This is a genomic window from Spirosoma areae (assembly GCF_054781775.1).
On the sequence record NZ_BAAGTT010000005.1, the window covers coordinates 1 to 14,727 of the forward strand.

The window sequence follows — 14,727 nt, forward strand, 5'->3', positions numbered from 1 at the left end:
GGAGCGGTTGGCTGACGCCTAACCGCTCCGGCGGCCCGGCTGAAACCTGAAACCTGAAACTACTGTGCGGCTACGGGAGCCGTGTATTTTCGGAGTTCGACGCAATCGCCGGGTAATGGATGCGGGTTCCAGTGGTGATGAATGGCCAAAGCCGCACCCAATGCCGAAGCCTGGGCTACCGAGGCCGCGTAGACCTCCACATCGGGAAAAGCCGTAGCCAGCAAATTCATATAAATCGGGTTGTTGCCGAAGCCTCCATCCACAAAAATCCGTCGAACAAGGGACCGTTGCGCTGGTGAGTCAGCAAGCACGAGCGAGGTTGATATGAGTTGCTGTGCCATGATGTCGAGGAGTAGCTGATGGTAGGCTTCGGCATACGAAGCAAATCCGGTTAGGTCGCGTTCGGCAAACAGCGACCCCTGCATCGAGATCATCGTTTGGCCTTTTGAATCCCCTTCCGACGTTACCTGACTTACCCGCTGGCGCAACTGGTCGATCAAACCGGGGTTATACGGCACCTGTTTATAGTGGTCTGCCGAAACCTGAAAATGATCGGCCAGTCGTTTTGTCTGCTGCTCATGTTCATACCCGGCAAACAGCCGCGACGATTTCACGGGCTGGCCTTTGTAGTGCATGAAGTTCAAACAATCATACTGTAGCTCTTCGGGTGTGAGCGGGCTACTGTTGAACGGATTCATGCTGACGCACCAGGTTCCGGTCGAAATCAGCACAAAAGCCTCCTGAAACGAGGCTAAGTACGGAATCAGAGCCGCCGAACTGTCGTGCAGACCTACCCCTACCAGAATCGAGGCACCGCCAATATCCAGTGGAACTGCCGAATCGGACGGAACAATGGGGGCGAAAACCGCGTCGAGGTTCTCCTGCCTGACCCACCTGTGGTAATCCTGCCGGTCGAAATCCCAGAGCAGGGTGTGGCACCCAATGCTGGTCAGTTCCGAAACGGGCCACTGGCTAACCAGATAACTCACGTATTGGGGCAAATGCAGCGAAAAGGCCACCCGGCCAAACAAATCAGGCCGCTCGTGTTTGAGCCGATAGACCTGTAAACCTGAGTTCAGGCTCCTCAGTGAAGGCGATGCCGTTTGCCGGGTGAGTTCATTCTCCGGCCCATACTCCTCAAAAAACCGCTTCAATAGGGAAGCCGGATACGCTTTGAGGTAGTTAGACAGCGGCCCAACCGGTTGCCCATCCCGGTCAATATGGACGAAACTGGCTCCATAGGCCGAAAAATTCACTGCCCGAACCGTAAACGGCGACAGTGCCATCACCTCAGCCAGCGACGATTTCACCCAGTCGATTAATCGGTTCAGGTCTTCGCACAGATCGCCCTCCTCGTCGACCACCTCGACAAACAGTTCTGATTTCTCCCAAACGATTTGATAGCGCTCGTCGAAGAGAAACAGCTTTTTATTGGTCTTACCAATGTCGAAGATGGCGATAACGTTCATAGGCAATGAGTGAATGAGTGAATGAGTGAATGAGTGAATAGCTGCCGCAAGCACGGTCCGGCGCTCCGGTTATTCACTCGTTCGCTCATTCGCTCATTCACAATTAGTTAAAGTCCCGTAGCTACCGTCTTTGCACCCCGTTCGCTGATGAGTTGCTGGCGGACGTTGGCCTGTCGATACAGGGCCAGTGGGTTTAAGGAGCCTCCTGCCCGGCGACGGGCCTCGGCGACCAAAGGCCGCACGTCGGTCCGAAAAGCGTCCTGCAAAATCTCCTGCGCGCGAACCGGGTCGTTGGCTTCGCGGGCTTCTTCGAGGGCTTCCCGGTCGACCAGCAGGGCCTGAGCATACGCCAACTGAATGGCTTCGACCGACTGAAGCAGGTCTTCGAGCGGGTCTTTCACGTTGTGGCTGGCATCAATCATCCAGCCCAGACTGGTGGCGTGGTTCATGCCGCGAGCGTCCATCCCGTCGACTAATTCGGTAAAAATCAGAAACAATTGATAAGGCTTAATGCTGCCCGCCGTGAGGTCGTCGTCGCCGTATTTGGAGTCGTTAAAGTGGAACCCGCCAAGTTTACCCTGATGCAGCAGAATGGCCACAATCTGTTCAATGTTGGCGTTGGGCAGGTGATGCCCCAAATCGACGAGGGTGTAGGCTTTCGGGCCGAGTTTAGTAGCGTATAAAAAGCTGCTGCCCCAGTCGCCAACGGTCATCGAATAGAAATTAGGCTCGTAAGCTTTGTACTCCACGAATACCTTCCAGTTATCGGGCAGGGCTGCGTAAATTTCCTCCAGACTCGACAGCGTCCGGTCGAAGGCTTTGCGGAAGTTGAGCTGGCCCGGAAAGCAGGACCCATCAGACAGCCAGACCGTCAGCGCGTCTGAACCTAAGGCCACCCCATGCCGGATAACCTCAATATTGTGCTCGATAGCCTGCCGACGAACGGCGGGGTCGGTATGGTGCAGTGACCCGAATTTATACGTTTGTTTTTGGTCGGGTTGATCCTGAAACGTGTTGGAGTTCACGGCATCGAACCGCAGTTTATGCCAGTCGGCTAATTCTTTAATACCCTGCGGGTCAGTCGGAATATCCCAGGGAATATGCAGCGAAATGGCACCACTGGCACGGTTCAGCGCGTGTAGCAGACCCACATCGGCAATTTTCTCTTCCAGCGAACGCGGCTCTCCCCCACCGGGAAACCGCCCGAAACGGGTGCCGCCCGTGCCCAACGCCCAGCTTGGAATGGCAATCTGAAACGCCATCAGTTTCTGAATAACTGGCTCGGCAGTAGCCACTTCCTGCGTCCAGTACGACAGTTTCCGCTGGTGGCTTTCCAGTTGGCTCTGGTTATACTCAGCTATGTGTTCGGGTTCGAGTTGCATAAAGGGTTTAAAATTGATATGTATCCATTTTACGGGATTTCAGTCCTATTGTCGGTTCGACAATTTATCAGCCCACACATTTACGTGTGGGTTTGCAAAACCAAATTCATTTCATTCCAACCGTTTCAACGGTTTTACACCCCCTACCCTCATGAGTCATTCCAAATCCAAAATCTGGGTTCACGTTGTCTTTTCCGCCAAAAACCGCCAACCATTAATTATACCCATCATTCGACAAACCGTGCATGATGAATTACAAAATCAACTCATTGCTCTGGACTGCTTTGTTGAGTGCATTGGCGGTGTGGCCGACCATGTGCATCTGCTGTTTCTGCTCAACCCCAAAAAAGCCGTTGCCGATGTGATCAAGCAACTCAAAGGCGGCAGATCTCATGCGTTTAATCAGGCTAAACTGACAGCCACTCATTTTGCCTGGCAAATTGGGTACGGCGCCTTTTCCGTCAGCGAAGCACATGTGCCGCGTGTTCGGACGTATATTCTAAATCAAGAAGAACACCATAAAAATGTAACATTCGCAGAGGAATATCGCCGATTTATGGTTCATTATGGGTTAGCGACCGATAATATTGGTTAACCCTGAAAACCGTTGAAACGGTTAAGAATGGCGCGGGATTCGTTTATTGAACCCACAAATGAATTTGTGGGCTGATAGAATGCAACCCCTGCTCCGCGCTCCATGCTCCCTGCCCATCATTACCGCACAAACGCCATCGCTACGCCACCGTCTACGTTCAGGACGTTGCCGGTCGATTTGGACAACAGCCCATTCACGAACGCTAAGCAGGCGTTGGCAATGTCGTCGGGCAGGATGACTTCGTTCAGGAGCGTCCGTTTGGCGTAATAGCCGGGCAATTCCTCTACCGTCACACCGTAGGCTTTGGCGCGGCCTTCGGCCCAGGCACCCGCCCATATTTTCGAGTCGGAAATGACCGCGTCGGGGTTGACGACGTTCACGCGGATGTGGTCTTTGCCCAACTCGGCGGCATTCAGGCGGCTCAGGTGCAGTTGAGCCGCTTTCGCCGAACCGTAGCCCGCGTTGTTTGGGCCGGACACTAAGCCGTTTTTGCTGACAATATTGATTATGTCACCGCCTAATTTCTGTTTCCGCATCACCTCAACGGCCTGCTGGGTGACAAAAAACTGACCTTTCACCAACACGTCGTACAGCAAATCCCAGTCTTTTTCGGTATGTTCCTCGATGGGTTTGGAAATACTCAGGCCCGCGCAGTTGACCACAATATCGACCCCACCGAACGCCAGCGCAGCCGCCTGATACGCATTGGCAATAGTTTCGCCGTTGGTCACGTCCAACTGGGCAGCGGTGTAGGCATCTTTGCCGTATTGCTTGTTGAACTCCTCATCAGCGCCCGCTAATCGGTCAGCATCGTTGTCGTTGATAACCACAACGGCCCCTTCAGCTAAGAACGATTTGGCAATGGCTTTGCCAATGCCGCCCGCACTGCCCGTAATGAGGGCAATCTTCCCCGACAGGGGTTTGGGCTTCGGCATCCGCTGGAGTTTGGCTTCTTCCAGCAGCCAGTATTCGATGTCGAAGGCTTCCTGTTCGGGCAGGCCCACGTAGTCCGAAACGGCTTCGGCCCCTTTCATGACGTTGATGGCGTTGGTGTAAAATTCAGCCGCTACCCGTGCCGTTTGTTTGTCTTTGGCAAAGGTAAACATGCCCACACCCGGCCACAGAATCACCACCGGATTCGGGTCACGAATGGCGGGGCTGTTCTCGTGTTTGCTGCGTTCGTAATAGGCCGCATAATCGGCGCGGTAGTCGGCAAAGGCTTTTCCTAAGTAGGCTTCGCTGTCGGCGGCAGAGAGTTGCACGGGGTCGAGCACCAACGGGCGAATTTTGGTCCGCAGAAAGTGGTCGGGGCAACTCGTGCCCAAACGGGCCAGCCGGGGCAGGTCGTTCGAGTTGACGAACTCCAGCACGCGCTCATCGTCGGTGAAATGGCCAATCATCCGGCGATGCCCCGACGCCAGACCGCGCAGCACGGGCATGAGCGAAGCCGCCTGTTTTTTGCGCGTGTCGGCATCCGTATTCTGGCGGGCTGCCCCCCCAAAGACGGGCCGTTTTTTACCGAAGTTCTGATTCAGAAATTCCGATGCCTGCTCAATGACTTCGAGCGTGTTCAGGTACGATTCGTAGGAGGTATCGCCCCAGGTGAACAGACCGTGTCCGCCGAGAATGACGCCCCGAAGGTTCGGGTTTTCGCGGACGGTCTGCTCGAGTTTCAGGCCCAGGTCGAAGCCAGGGCGCTGCCAGGGAAGCCAGGCTAACTGGTCGCCCCAGATTTGGTGCATAATAGCTTCGCCGTCGCGGCTGGCGGCAATGGCAATGAGCGCGTCGGGGTGGAGGTGGTCGATGTGTTTGAAGGGCAGCAGGCCGTGCAGGGGCGTGTCGATGGATGGAGCCGCGCACTTGGGGTCGAACAGGCAGTGGTTGAATAATTCGACCATTTCGTCCTCGAACTCCAGCCCCCGGTAGCGGTTTTTGAGGGCGTGCAACCGGTCGACGTACAGATTCGCGCAGCCTTTTTTGGTGAGCGTCCCGATGTCGCCCCCGGAACCTTTGACCCACATTACCTCAACGGGTTCGCCGGTGAGCGGATTGGTTTCCAACAGTTTAACCGATGTATTCCCTCCGGCATAGTTGGTCAGGCGCAGATCGGCGCCGAGCAAATTGGAACGGTAAATAAAGAGTGCGACCTCATCGCCAGCCAGTTCGGCCGCCTTTTGATCATCCCAGAGGTAGCTGACGTAGTTGAATGCCTGGATTGTATTCATATAAGTTCAGTAAGTAGTATCGATTCGAAATTGTATTTTAGTTAAGCAAAGTACGTCTTGCCGGTTTTCTCCTGCTTCATGTACTCTCCTGCATGAAAGAGATTCTTTGGTTACTATTGATTCTTTAGATTCTAATTGTTTCTGTGGATTCTATTGATTCTGTTGATTAGCTTTTTAACAAAACCATAGCATCCAAAGAAACAACAGAATCAACGAGCACAGGAGGGAGCAGGTAAGTTTCGGTAATAAACCAGGATAAATTTGTTACGAATTATGACTGGGTCACCGCTACGATGATTAACGTCTTTCATGGCCCCGTTCGTTATCGATGATTCCTAATTCATCATTAACGAAAGTGGCTGTATTCTTAGGGTCGAACAGCTTCTAAGGGCCTCACGAACGACAAAAATTTAGAATTGAGTCGGACAAAATCTGGCAACGTCAAGCTACAGGTCGTAACGGTTACCAACGGTTTAAAACAGTATTGTAATTGATTTCTTTATGCAAGTTCTGATTGGCATCATTTACCACACGATTGGTGGCGGTTTTTCGGGTAGCTTTTATATGCCCTTTAATAAAGTGAAAGGGTGGGCCTGGGAAAGCTACTGGATTGTTGGAGGCCTTTTTTCCTGGCTCATTGTACCTCCCTTAGCCGCCTACTTAACCATCCCCGATTTCGCAGCCATCATTGCCTCGGCTGATGTGAATGTTAAGATGCTCACGTTCGTATTTGGTTTGCTATGGGGCATCGGTGGGCTAACGTATGGCCTGGGCGTTCGCTATCTGGGCATGTCGCTGGGGAATTCAGTCGTATTAGGGTTCAGCTCGGCTTTCGGTGCACTGGTACCTTCCATATATTATAATGTCAACCCAGCTAAAGGGAAAGTCTCGTTTACCGATATGCTGGGCTCAGGTGGGGGTCAGTTAGTATTGCTGGGCGTACTGGTTTGCCTCATCGGAATTGCAATCTCGGGTAAAGCCGGCATGATGAAGGAAGCTGAACTTTCGGAAGCCGAGAAGAAAGCTTCTGTCAAAGAGTTCAGCATTGTGAAGGGCCTGACAATTGCCGTGATCTCCGGTATTTTAAGTGCCTTCTTCAACTATGGAATCGAAGCGGGCAAACCCCTGGCCAATCAGGCTGTTGTGCAAGGTTGTAATCCACTGTTTCAGAATAACGTAACCTACGTGGTACTGCTATGGGGCGGCCTGACCACCAACTTTTTGTGGTGCATGTACTTAAACGCCAGAAATAAAACCTTCGACAATTATACCAATACCCGGACGCCCATTCTGGCCAATGTTCTTTTTTCGGCAACCGCTGGTACCATGTGGTTTCTCCAGTTTTTCTTCTACGGGATGGGTGAAAGTAAGCTGGGCAATGGTGCCAGTTCCTGGATTACGCATATGGCCACCATCATTCTGACCGCGAATATGTGGGGCTTGTATCTGAAGGAGTGGTCGGGGGTGTCAGCCAATACCTTTCGCACCTTCATCACCGGCATTATCGTGATTCTTATTTCAATCGTCCTGGTGGGGATCGGCAATTCCCTTTGAGTAGAGAATGAACTCATGAGCACCACGTCCGGGCAGGTAATTGTGCTGGGTCTGGCCGTTTGTATGCTGGAAATTTCCATCTGCGGCATTGCCGGCATGATGAAAGAACGCACCCTGACCGACGAGCAAAAGAAGGAAACCATTGCTGAATTCGATATTCGCAACGGCTTCTACATGAACAATGCCGCGCTGGTGATTATTCTGCTGGGTGGCCTGACCACCAACGCCATCTGGACCATCTACCTGAACATCCGCAACCGAACCTATTCCGACTACGCAAACATCTCGACGCCCATCCTGACTAATATCATTTTCTGCGCGCTGGCCGGCTTCACCTGGTATTTCCAGTTCTTTTTTTACGCACTCTCGACAGTAGTAGTGGACTTTGGGAATTACCTGGCGGCCTGAGGAATAAATTCGGAAATTTCAGCCCACAAATTTATTTGTGGGTGTCAAAATGGTGAAAATGATTGTCGTTTTAACGACATTCCCTATTGATGGTAACGCAGAAAAACGGTTAAAACCGTTGCCGATACATATTGGCTGTTTTTTTGACCCACAAATAAATTTGTGGGCTATCAATTTCCATCTCCCTGCTCCCTGCTAAAACACCTCCCGCGCCACTTTCATGATGTTATCGGCTTTGCCCATGGTATAGAAGTGCAGCACGGGCGCACCGGCGGCTATCAGTTCGCGCCCCTGCTGAATGCACCACTCCACCCCTACCTGCCGGGCCTGCTGGTCGTTCTCACAGGCTTCCACCGCCCGCACGAGGTCGTCGGGGATTTCAAGGTGAAACAGTTTGGGTAATATCTGAAGCTGTTTGCGGGTACTAAGGGGCTTCAGGCCCGGAATAATGGGCACCGTAATGCCTTCCTGCCGACAGCGTTCGACAAAATCGAGGTACTTTTTGTTGTCGAAAAACATCTGCGTCACGATGTAATCCGCGCCTTTGTCAATTTTCTGTTTCAGATACTGAAAATCAATGTCGTGGTCAGCAGCTTCAAAGTGCTTTTCGGGATAGGCCGCCACACCGATGCAAAAGGCACTGGGCGCCAGGGCCGTATCTTCCTCGTGCAGGTAAATACCCCGGTTCATGTTGGCCACCTGCTCTACCAGTTCGCTGGCATACGCATAGCCGTTTTCTTTGGCTTTAAAAGTCGTAAACGGCTTGGCTGGGTCGCCCCGGAGCACCAGCGCGTTGTCGATGCCGAGGTAATGCAGGTCGATCAGGAAGTCTTCCGTTTCTTCGCGGGAGAAGCCCCCACACAGCACGTGCGGCACTGGATCGACGCCAAAGCGGTGCATGATAGCCGAGCAGATACCCACCGTACCGGGCCGTTTGCGGGTCACGATTTTCTGGATGGTGCCATCGGGCAGGGGCCGTTCGATGTATTCTTCGCGGTGATAGGTTACATCGATAAACGGCGGCTTAAACTCCATCAGCGGCTCGATGTTGTCGAGCAGGTTCTTCAGATTATCCCCTTTGATGGGCGGGATGACTTCAATCGAAAAAATGGGTTTGCCGCTGGCAGCTTTTATGTGATCGGTAATTTTAGTCATTAGCTACTTAAGGTGTTCCATTCATCCCGGCTGATGTTCGCTTGTTTGAGTAAGCGATTCAATAAATTTATACCAATAAGGCCGGAATAACATCTCCGTGTCGAATACCAACGAGTAGCCAGCCCTCAATGACCTCAACCAATTGATTTCGACATTCCTCCACTGTGGACCCATACGCCAACACGCCCGGTAACTCAGGCACATCTGCATAAAACATGCCTTCCTCCAATTCGTAATGTGCCCGGCGTAAGGCCGCCTGAATAAATTCAGCAATCATGCGTGGGGATATTAGGTTGTCTATCCGAACAAAAAGATATAGAATGAGCCTGTACTTCCATTCTCATGGACAATCATCAGCAAATATACGTACCATTCGCGAACCATTGCGCTGCCATTGCCCACAACCAATACCCTGACCACCTTCCAGGCTTAGTTGGGCAACTTCATCAATCAGAAACCTAAGTAAACCACTGCCCCTATCGTCCTTTGTTTCGCAAACCATATCAATATGCTTAACCTGAATAACCGGCACGCCCTGCAAACCAGTTTTATCGGGGTCGGCGTAGTCGCTTCCCTCCTGCTTGTCTCAATGGGTACGCGGCCTGTCGGACCGGAGATGGCGCCCGCCCCTAAGAACATTATTTTCATTCTGGCCGACGACCACCGCTATGATTTTATGGGCTTCACGGGCAAAGTGGCCGGTTTGCAAACGCCTAACCTCGACCGGCTGGCGGCCCAGGGCGCACATGTTCAGAATGCATTTGTCAGCACCGCGCTCTGTTCGCCCAGCCGGGCCAGCATTCTGTCGGGGCAGTACGCCCATACGCATAAGGTGGTCGATAATTTCGCACCCCTACCCAAAGGACTGACCTTTTTTCCGCAGTATTTGCAGAAAGCAGGCTACCAGACGGCTTTTCTGGGCAAGTGGCACATGGGCAACACCGACGACAACCCGCAACCGGGCTTCGATTACTGGCTGAGTTTCAAAGGCCAGGGCGTTTATTATAATCCGACCTTCAACATCAACGGCAAGCGGGTGTCGCATACCGACAGCAGCTACACCACCGACCTGCTGACCGACTACGCCCTGAAATGGCTGAACGGGGTAGACCGCAAAAAACCGTTTATGCTGTACCTGTCGCACAAAGCGGTTCATGCCCCATTTGAACCCGCCAAACGGCATCAGAACCGATACGCGGCCATTCCCATCAAGTACCCGCGCTCGATGTACCTGACCGCCACCGACACCAGCCGAGTCTGGGGACCTAAATCCACTACCGACCCTGAAAACGGGGGCCTGAAAACGAATCTGGCCGATATGCCCAACTGGGTGAAACAGCAGCGGTATAGCTGGCACGGCGTCGATTACATGTATCACGGGCAGATTGGCTTCAACGATTTTTACCACCGCTATGCCGAAACCCTGCTGGGCGTCGATGACAGCGTGGGGCGGGTGCTGAAATGGCTGGAAGACAATGGACAGTTGGCCAACACGATGGTCGTGTACATGGGCGACAACGGCTTCTCATTCGGGGAGCGCGGGCTGATCGACAAGCGGCACGCCTACGAGGAGTCGATGCGGGTGCCACTGCTGGTCCACTGCCCCACGCTCATCTCGCCGGGCCGGAGACTGACGCAGGTGGTGCAGAATATCGACATCGCGCCTACGTTGCTGGCCTATGCCGGACTGCCTAAACCCACGCAGATGCAGGGAAATTCGTTTCTGCCCCTGCTGCGGGGTCAGCCGACCGGAACGCCGGGCCGCCCATGGCGCGACCGGGCGTTTTATGAATACTACTGGGAAACGGACTTTCCGCAAACGCCCACGATGTTCGCCGTGCGAACCGACCGCTACAAGTACATTTTCAATTACGGTGTTTGGGATGCCAACGAACTCTATGACCTGCAAACCGACCCCGACGAGGTGAATAACCTGATTCGCAACCCGCAACATCAGGAAACAGCCCGGCAACTCCGCGACCAGCTTTTCGACTGGCTGGAAGGCTCAAAGGGGATGCAGATCCCCCTCAACCGCGTCCGGCAGCAGCGATTCGATCACCGGTTTAAGGGCACGTATTGATTGGGTATGCAGATAGAGCGTGTGGAACAATGCCTTTTAGCTTGGGTGAGTGACTGGGTCTTCGCGAGTCCTAAAGCTATGGACTGAAAATTGCCCCATACATCGGCGGGCGGATTTGTAAACAAAAATCACTACTTTAACACTTCGTCAACGCTCAACGCTGTGAATGTCCTAATGCGCTTGCCATCCAGATGGGGTTTATTGACCACGCTCCTGGTAACCCTGTATGCCTGTGTCGATTCCTTCAAACCAACCCTTGACCTGAACACAAACTTAGTTGTTGTCAACGGCATCATTACCGATCAGTCCGGCCCACAGGCGATCAACCTGCGCCGGTCCCGCTCCACCAACGACAGCAGCATTGTTACCCTCCCCATCCGCCGGGCAATGGTGCAGGTACTCGTCAACGGCATCACACTCATTAACCTGACCGAAGCCGCCGACTCGGGCCGCTATGACTTCCCGGTCAACTTCCGGGGGCGGGTCGGCGATAGTTACCAGCTTCGTTTTGTAACGGCAGAAGGGTCTCGCTATGAGTCCACTGTGGAAGTGATGCCCGCCGTACCGCCCATCCAGCGGGTATATGACCAGTATAATCCCAGCGGCCCCAATTCCACCGTCGACAAGCGACCCATACCCGTTAATGATGTATACGTGGATTACCAGGACCCCGCCGGGCAAGCCAACTTTTACCTTTGGCGGTGGACACTCTACGAAAGTCAGCAGTGGTGCAAAACCTGTCGGCAGGGCCGCTACCAACTGACCGATACGGGCAACGGCCTGACGGGAGCCTGCGTACCCGACCCCCGGCTGCTCACCTACGAATACTACGATTATAGCTGTTTAGGCTTCTGCTGGGATGTTTACCGCAGTCAGTTGATTAACGTATTTTCGGATATTTATACGAACGGTCAACCTCAGTTGGGCCGATTGGTGGCCCAGATTCCGGTTTACCAGCGAGATGCGGCACAACTCGACATTGAGCAATTTGCCCTGACAGCCGGAGCCTACCGCTATTATAAGCTGTTTGCCGACCAGACCCAGAACACTGGCACCCTCGCCGACACGCCCCCCGCGCCCACGGCCGGTAACGTCCGTAACCTCGACGATGATAGCGAGAACGTGGTGGGCTACTTCTCGGCGTCGGCGGTAGCGGTCAATCATTACCGGCTCGACCGTCAGAACGTTCCCGTCAGCGTTAGTAAGTTCGGGAATCTTTTTTACGCCCAGAATGGCCGTTCTCCGGTGCTTGAATCACCGCGTGGTGATCCGTCGATGCCCTTCGCGGGTTTGCCCTCGGCCCTGTGCATTCCCTGTGCCAATCGTACCGACAAGACGCCCATCGGCTGGCGTTAACCCCACCACTCACTCGTTATGAAACAATTTTACTGGCTGCTTTTGTTGCTGCTATGTTTTAATCACCACCGGGCCAGCGGGCAGTTGGTTACGCTGAGCGGCACCGTTCGCGACTCGGCCAGTAACCAGCCGTTGGTGAAGGCCGCCGTGATTATCGACTATAAAAAATCCCTGACTGGCACCACGACCGATGCTCAGGGACATTATTCGCTTCAACTGACACCCGGAGAACACCTGATTGTGGTGCGCCATATCGGCTACAAACCGTTTCGCCGGATTGTGAAACTGGCTGACCAGCAGACGGTAGTAAACGCGAAGATGGCCACCTTAGCGAGTCAGTTAGAGGAAATTGTGGTGTTGAGCAAGGGCTACGACCGCAACGTTCGGGAACCGCTGCTGGGTGTTAGTCAGATCAGTGTCGAAACCCTCCGCAAACTCCCCTCGGCACTGGGCGAAGTGGATTTGCTGCGCGGCTTGCAGATGCTGCCGGGCGTTACCAGTGTAGGCGAAGCGGCCAACGGGGTCAACATCCGGGGCGGCACCACCGACCAGACGCTGATTCTCTTAGACGACACGCCCATTTTCAATCCCACCCACATGTTTGGGTTGTTCTCGGTCTTCCCGCCCGATGCCGTGACGGGGCTGGACCTCTATAAAGGCAATGTTCCCGCCCGCTACGGCGGACGGGCCGCGTCGGTGATGGACATCAGCCTTCGGAACCCAAACCTGAACGAGTTTCGATTAACGGGCGGGGCCGGGTTCGTGTCGGAGCGATTGACCGCCGACATTCCCATCGTGAACGGGAAGTTGGGCCTGCTGCTTTCCGGGCGGGGCGCATTTACGGACTTTTTGCTGCCCCTGGCGTCGAGTCGGCTGGACGGTATCCGGGCTAAATTTGGCGACGGGGTTGCCAAGCTATTCTGGCGCGTCAACGAACGCAACACGCTCACGCTGATGGGGTACGCCAGTACCGATATTTTCCGAACGACGCTGCTGGGCAGCCTCGCCAATGTCAACGCAACGTCGAACCAGTACGACCACCAGTCCACCAACGCAATGGCCCGCTGGCTGCACGTTATCTCACCCCGATTGAACCTGCAAACGACCGCTATTTACACCCATTACGTCCCCAAAATCCGGTTGCCCGAACTCAACTCCACCAATGAGGTGGTGCTGCGGTCGAGTGTGCTGCAACGACAGGGTAAGGCAAACCTGAATTACCAGTTAACGAATCAGAAAGTAGAAGTGGGCATTAATGCGACGCACTACCGCATTGAGCCGGGAACGCTCTGGCCCGGCAGCAGCCCCAGCGTCAATTACCTGACAACGCCCAACGAAAATGCGCTCGAACTGTCCGCCTATGCCGACGACGAACTGAGTATTAGTCCCAAACTGGCTATCTCGGCGGGTCTGCGCTACTCGCGTTTTTTGTCGCTGGGACCGGGTGTGGTTCGGCACTACGCAGCCGGTGGACCGGTGGATGACTTCTCGGTCGTTGATTCGACCCGCTACGGCCGGGGACAGGTTAGCCAGACCTACGGCGGCTTAGAGCCACGGTTGGGCATCCGGTATGAACTTAGCCCGAGTTCGTCTGTCAAGCTGGGGTATAACCTCATGCGGCAATATTTGCAGGTAGTCACCAACACCACTACGCCCCTGCCCACCGCCCGCTGGAAAACCTCCGACGCGCACATTAAACCCCAGATCAGCCAGTTGGTATCGATTGGTTACTTCCGAAATCTGAAAGACAACATCTACGAACTGTCCGTTGAAGCGTATTACCGCGCCACCCAAAACGTGCTCGATTACAAACCGGGCACCAATTTTCTGCTACAGGCGTACCCCGAAACGGAATTGTTGCAGGGGCGCAGCCTGGCCTACGGCATCGAGACTATGATTGCCAAGAAGAAAGGCGAAATTACGGGCTGGCTCAACTACACTTACGCCCGCTCGCTGAACCGGGTCGATCAGGGACGGGGCATTCAGGAACGAATTAACGGCGGCAACTGGTACCAGGCCAACTACGACCGTCCGCACACCGTCAATGCGTCGCTCACTATCGCCATTGATAAACACAACAGCTTTGGGTTTACGTTTGCCTACAGCAGTGGCCGCCCCTACTCGGCTCCCACTGGCTACGTATCCTTCGAGACCATCACCGACCCGTATCAGGGAACGCGCACGCCCTTCGTGATTCCAGGCGGTGGTGACATTGTGCTGGGTCCGATTCAGACGAGTGTGTACCCGTATTTTGGCGCACGGAATCAGCAGCGTTTACCCGATTACCACCGGCTCGACTTCTCCTGGAACATCTATAACGCGACCATGAAAAGCCGACGCTGGCAGGGGAACTGGGTGTTTACAGTGTATAATGTGTACGGGCGAAAAAACGCGTATTCGGTTTTTTTCCGCACCGAGAACTACAAGACCAACGCCTACAAACTCCAGATTTTCGCGGCCCCTATCCTGTCGCTAACCTATAATTTTGTGTTTAAATAATGTT

The 14,727-nt window shown here is 53.8% G+C and carries 11 protein-coding genes; 6 read left to right on the top strand and 5 right to left on the bottom strand.

Features of this window, described 5'->3' with window-relative positions:
- Nucleotides 1-59: 59 nt before the first annotated feature.
- On the bottom strand, nt 60-1,469 hold the full coding sequence (locus tag ACYVI1_RS02140) for an FGGY-family carbohydrate kinase (RefSeq protein ID WP_460906210.1): 1,410 nt from the start codon (nt 1,467-1,469) through the stop codon (nt 60-62).
- A gap of 107 nt (nt 1,470-1,576) precedes the next feature.
- Nucleotides 1,577-2,851 carry a sugar isomerase gene (locus ACYVI1_RS02145; RefSeq protein WP_460906212.1) on the bottom strand — a complete coding sequence of 425 codons (1,275 nt, stop codon included), beginning with the start codon at nt 2,849-2,851 and terminating at the stop codon, nt 1,577-1,579.
- A 151-nt stretch (nt 2,852-3,002) separates the two neighbouring features.
- Here ACYVI1_RS02145 and tnpA point away from each other — a divergent pair, with 151 nt between their 5' ends.
- Nucleotides 3,003-3,446, top strand: a complete 444-nt coding sequence (tnpA, locus tag ACYVI1_RS02150) for an IS200/IS605 family transposase (RefSeq protein WP_460906214.1) — start codon at nt 3,003-3,005, stop codon at nt 3,444-3,446.
- A gap of 119 nt (nt 3,447-3,565) precedes the next feature.
- On the opposite strand, the gene ACYVI1_RS02155 is transcribed toward tnpA, so the two are convergent.
- Nucleotides 3,566-5,671, bottom strand: coding sequence for a bifunctional aldolase/short-chain dehydrogenase (locus tag ACYVI1_RS02155; protein ID WP_460906216.1), 2,106 nt, complete (start codon nt 5,669-5,671; stop codon nt 3,566-3,568).
- Between the two features lie 501 nt (nt 5,672-6,172).
- On the opposite strand from ACYVI1_RS02155, the gene rhaT reads away from it, so the two are divergent.
- Both rhaT and ACYVI1_RS02165 read left to right on the top strand, forming a co-directional pair.
- A complete protein-coding gene (gene rhaT / locus ACYVI1_RS02160; protein ID WP_460906218.1) occupies nt 6,173-7,225 on the top strand; it encodes an L-rhamnose/proton symporter RhaT in 1,053 nt (350 codons plus the stop codon).
- A 15-nt stretch (nt 7,226-7,240) separates the two neighbouring features.
- Nucleotides 7,241-7,633 carry an L-rhamnose/proton symporter RhaT gene (locus ACYVI1_RS02165; RefSeq protein WP_460906219.1) on the top strand — a complete coding sequence of 131 codons (393 nt, stop codon included), beginning with the start codon at nt 7,241-7,243 and terminating at the stop codon, nt 7,631-7,633.
- A gap of 195 nt (nt 7,634-7,828) precedes the next feature.
- Here the strand turns inward: ACYVI1_RS02165 and metF are convergent, their stop codons facing one another.
- Together metF and ACYVI1_RS02175 are read right to left on the bottom strand one after the other, a co-directional pair.
- Entirely contained in the window at nt 7,829-8,788 is a 960-nt protein-coding gene (gene metF, locus ACYVI1_RS02170; protein WP_460906221.1) for a methylenetetrahydrofolate reductase [NAD(P)H], read from the bottom strand.
- Between the two features lie 67 nt (nt 8,789-8,855).
- Entirely contained in the window at nt 8,856-9,065 is a 210-nt protein-coding gene (locus tag ACYVI1_RS02175; protein ID WP_460906223.1) for a type II toxin-antitoxin system HicB family antitoxin, read from the bottom strand.
- A gap of 231 nt (nt 9,066-9,296) precedes the next feature.
- Between ACYVI1_RS02175 and ACYVI1_RS02180 the strand changes: the two genes are divergently transcribed.
- The 3 genes from ACYVI1_RS02180 to ACYVI1_RS02190 all read left to right on the top strand — a co-directional run bounded on the left by ACYVI1_RS02180 (nt 9,297) and on the right by ACYVI1_RS02190 (nt 14,723).
- Nucleotides 9,297-10,868 carry a sulfatase family protein gene (locus tag ACYVI1_RS02180; protein WP_460906225.1) on the top strand — a complete coding sequence of 524 codons (1,572 nt, stop codon included), beginning with the start codon at nt 9,297-9,299 and terminating at the stop codon, nt 10,866-10,868.
- Between the two features lie 162 nt (nt 10,869-11,030).
- Nucleotides 11,031-12,224, top strand: a complete 1,194-nt coding sequence (locus ACYVI1_RS02185) for a DUF4249 domain-containing protein (RefSeq protein ID WP_460906227.1) — start codon at nt 11,031-11,033, stop codon at nt 12,222-12,224.
- Between the two features lie 18 nt (nt 12,225-12,242).
- A complete protein-coding gene (locus ACYVI1_RS02190) occupies nt 12,243-14,723 on the top strand; it encodes a TonB-dependent receptor (protein WP_460906229.1) in 2,481 nt (826 codons plus the stop codon).
- Nucleotides 14,724-14,727 lie beyond the last annotated feature (4 nt).

Bases quoted from the DNA above. Each gene is read 5' to 3' on its own strand.
- tnpA (WP_460906214.1), top strand. From the start codon at position 3,003: ATGAGTCATTCCAAATCCAAAATCTGGGTTCACGTTGTCTTTTCCGCC.
- ACYVI1_RS02140 (WP_460906210.1), bottom strand. From the start codon at position 1,469: ATGAACGTTATCGCCATCTTCGACATTGGTAAGACCAATAAAAAGCTG.
- ACYVI1_RS02175 (WP_460906223.1), bottom strand. From the start codon at position 9,065: ATGATTGCTGAATTTATTCAGGCGGCCTTACGCCGGGCACATTACGAA.
- ACYVI1_RS02190 (WP_460906229.1), top strand. From the start codon at position 12,243: ATGAAACAATTTTACTGGCTGCTTTTGTTGCTGCTATGTTTTAATCAC.
- metF (WP_460906221.1), bottom strand. From the start codon at position 8,788: ATGACTAAAATTACCGATCACATAAAAGCTGCCAGCGGCAAACCCATT.
- rhaT (WP_460906218.1), top strand. From the start codon at position 6,173: ATGCAAGTTCTGATTGGCATCATTTACCACACGATTGGTGGCGGTTTT.
- ACYVI1_RS02145 (WP_460906212.1), bottom strand. From the start codon at position 2,851: ATGCAACTCGAACCCGAACACATAGCTGAGTATAACCAGAGCCAACTG.
- ACYVI1_RS02180 (WP_460906225.1), top strand. From the start codon at position 9,297: ATGCTTAACCTGAATAACCGGCACGCCCTGCAAACCAGTTTTATCGGG.
- ACYVI1_RS02165 (WP_460906219.1), top strand. From the start codon at position 7,241: ATGAGCACCACGTCCGGGCAGGTAATTGTGCTGGGTCTGGCCGTTTGT.
- ACYVI1_RS02155 (WP_460906216.1), bottom strand. From the start codon at position 5,671: ATGAATACAATCCAGGCATTCAACTACGTCAGCTACCTCTGGGATGAT.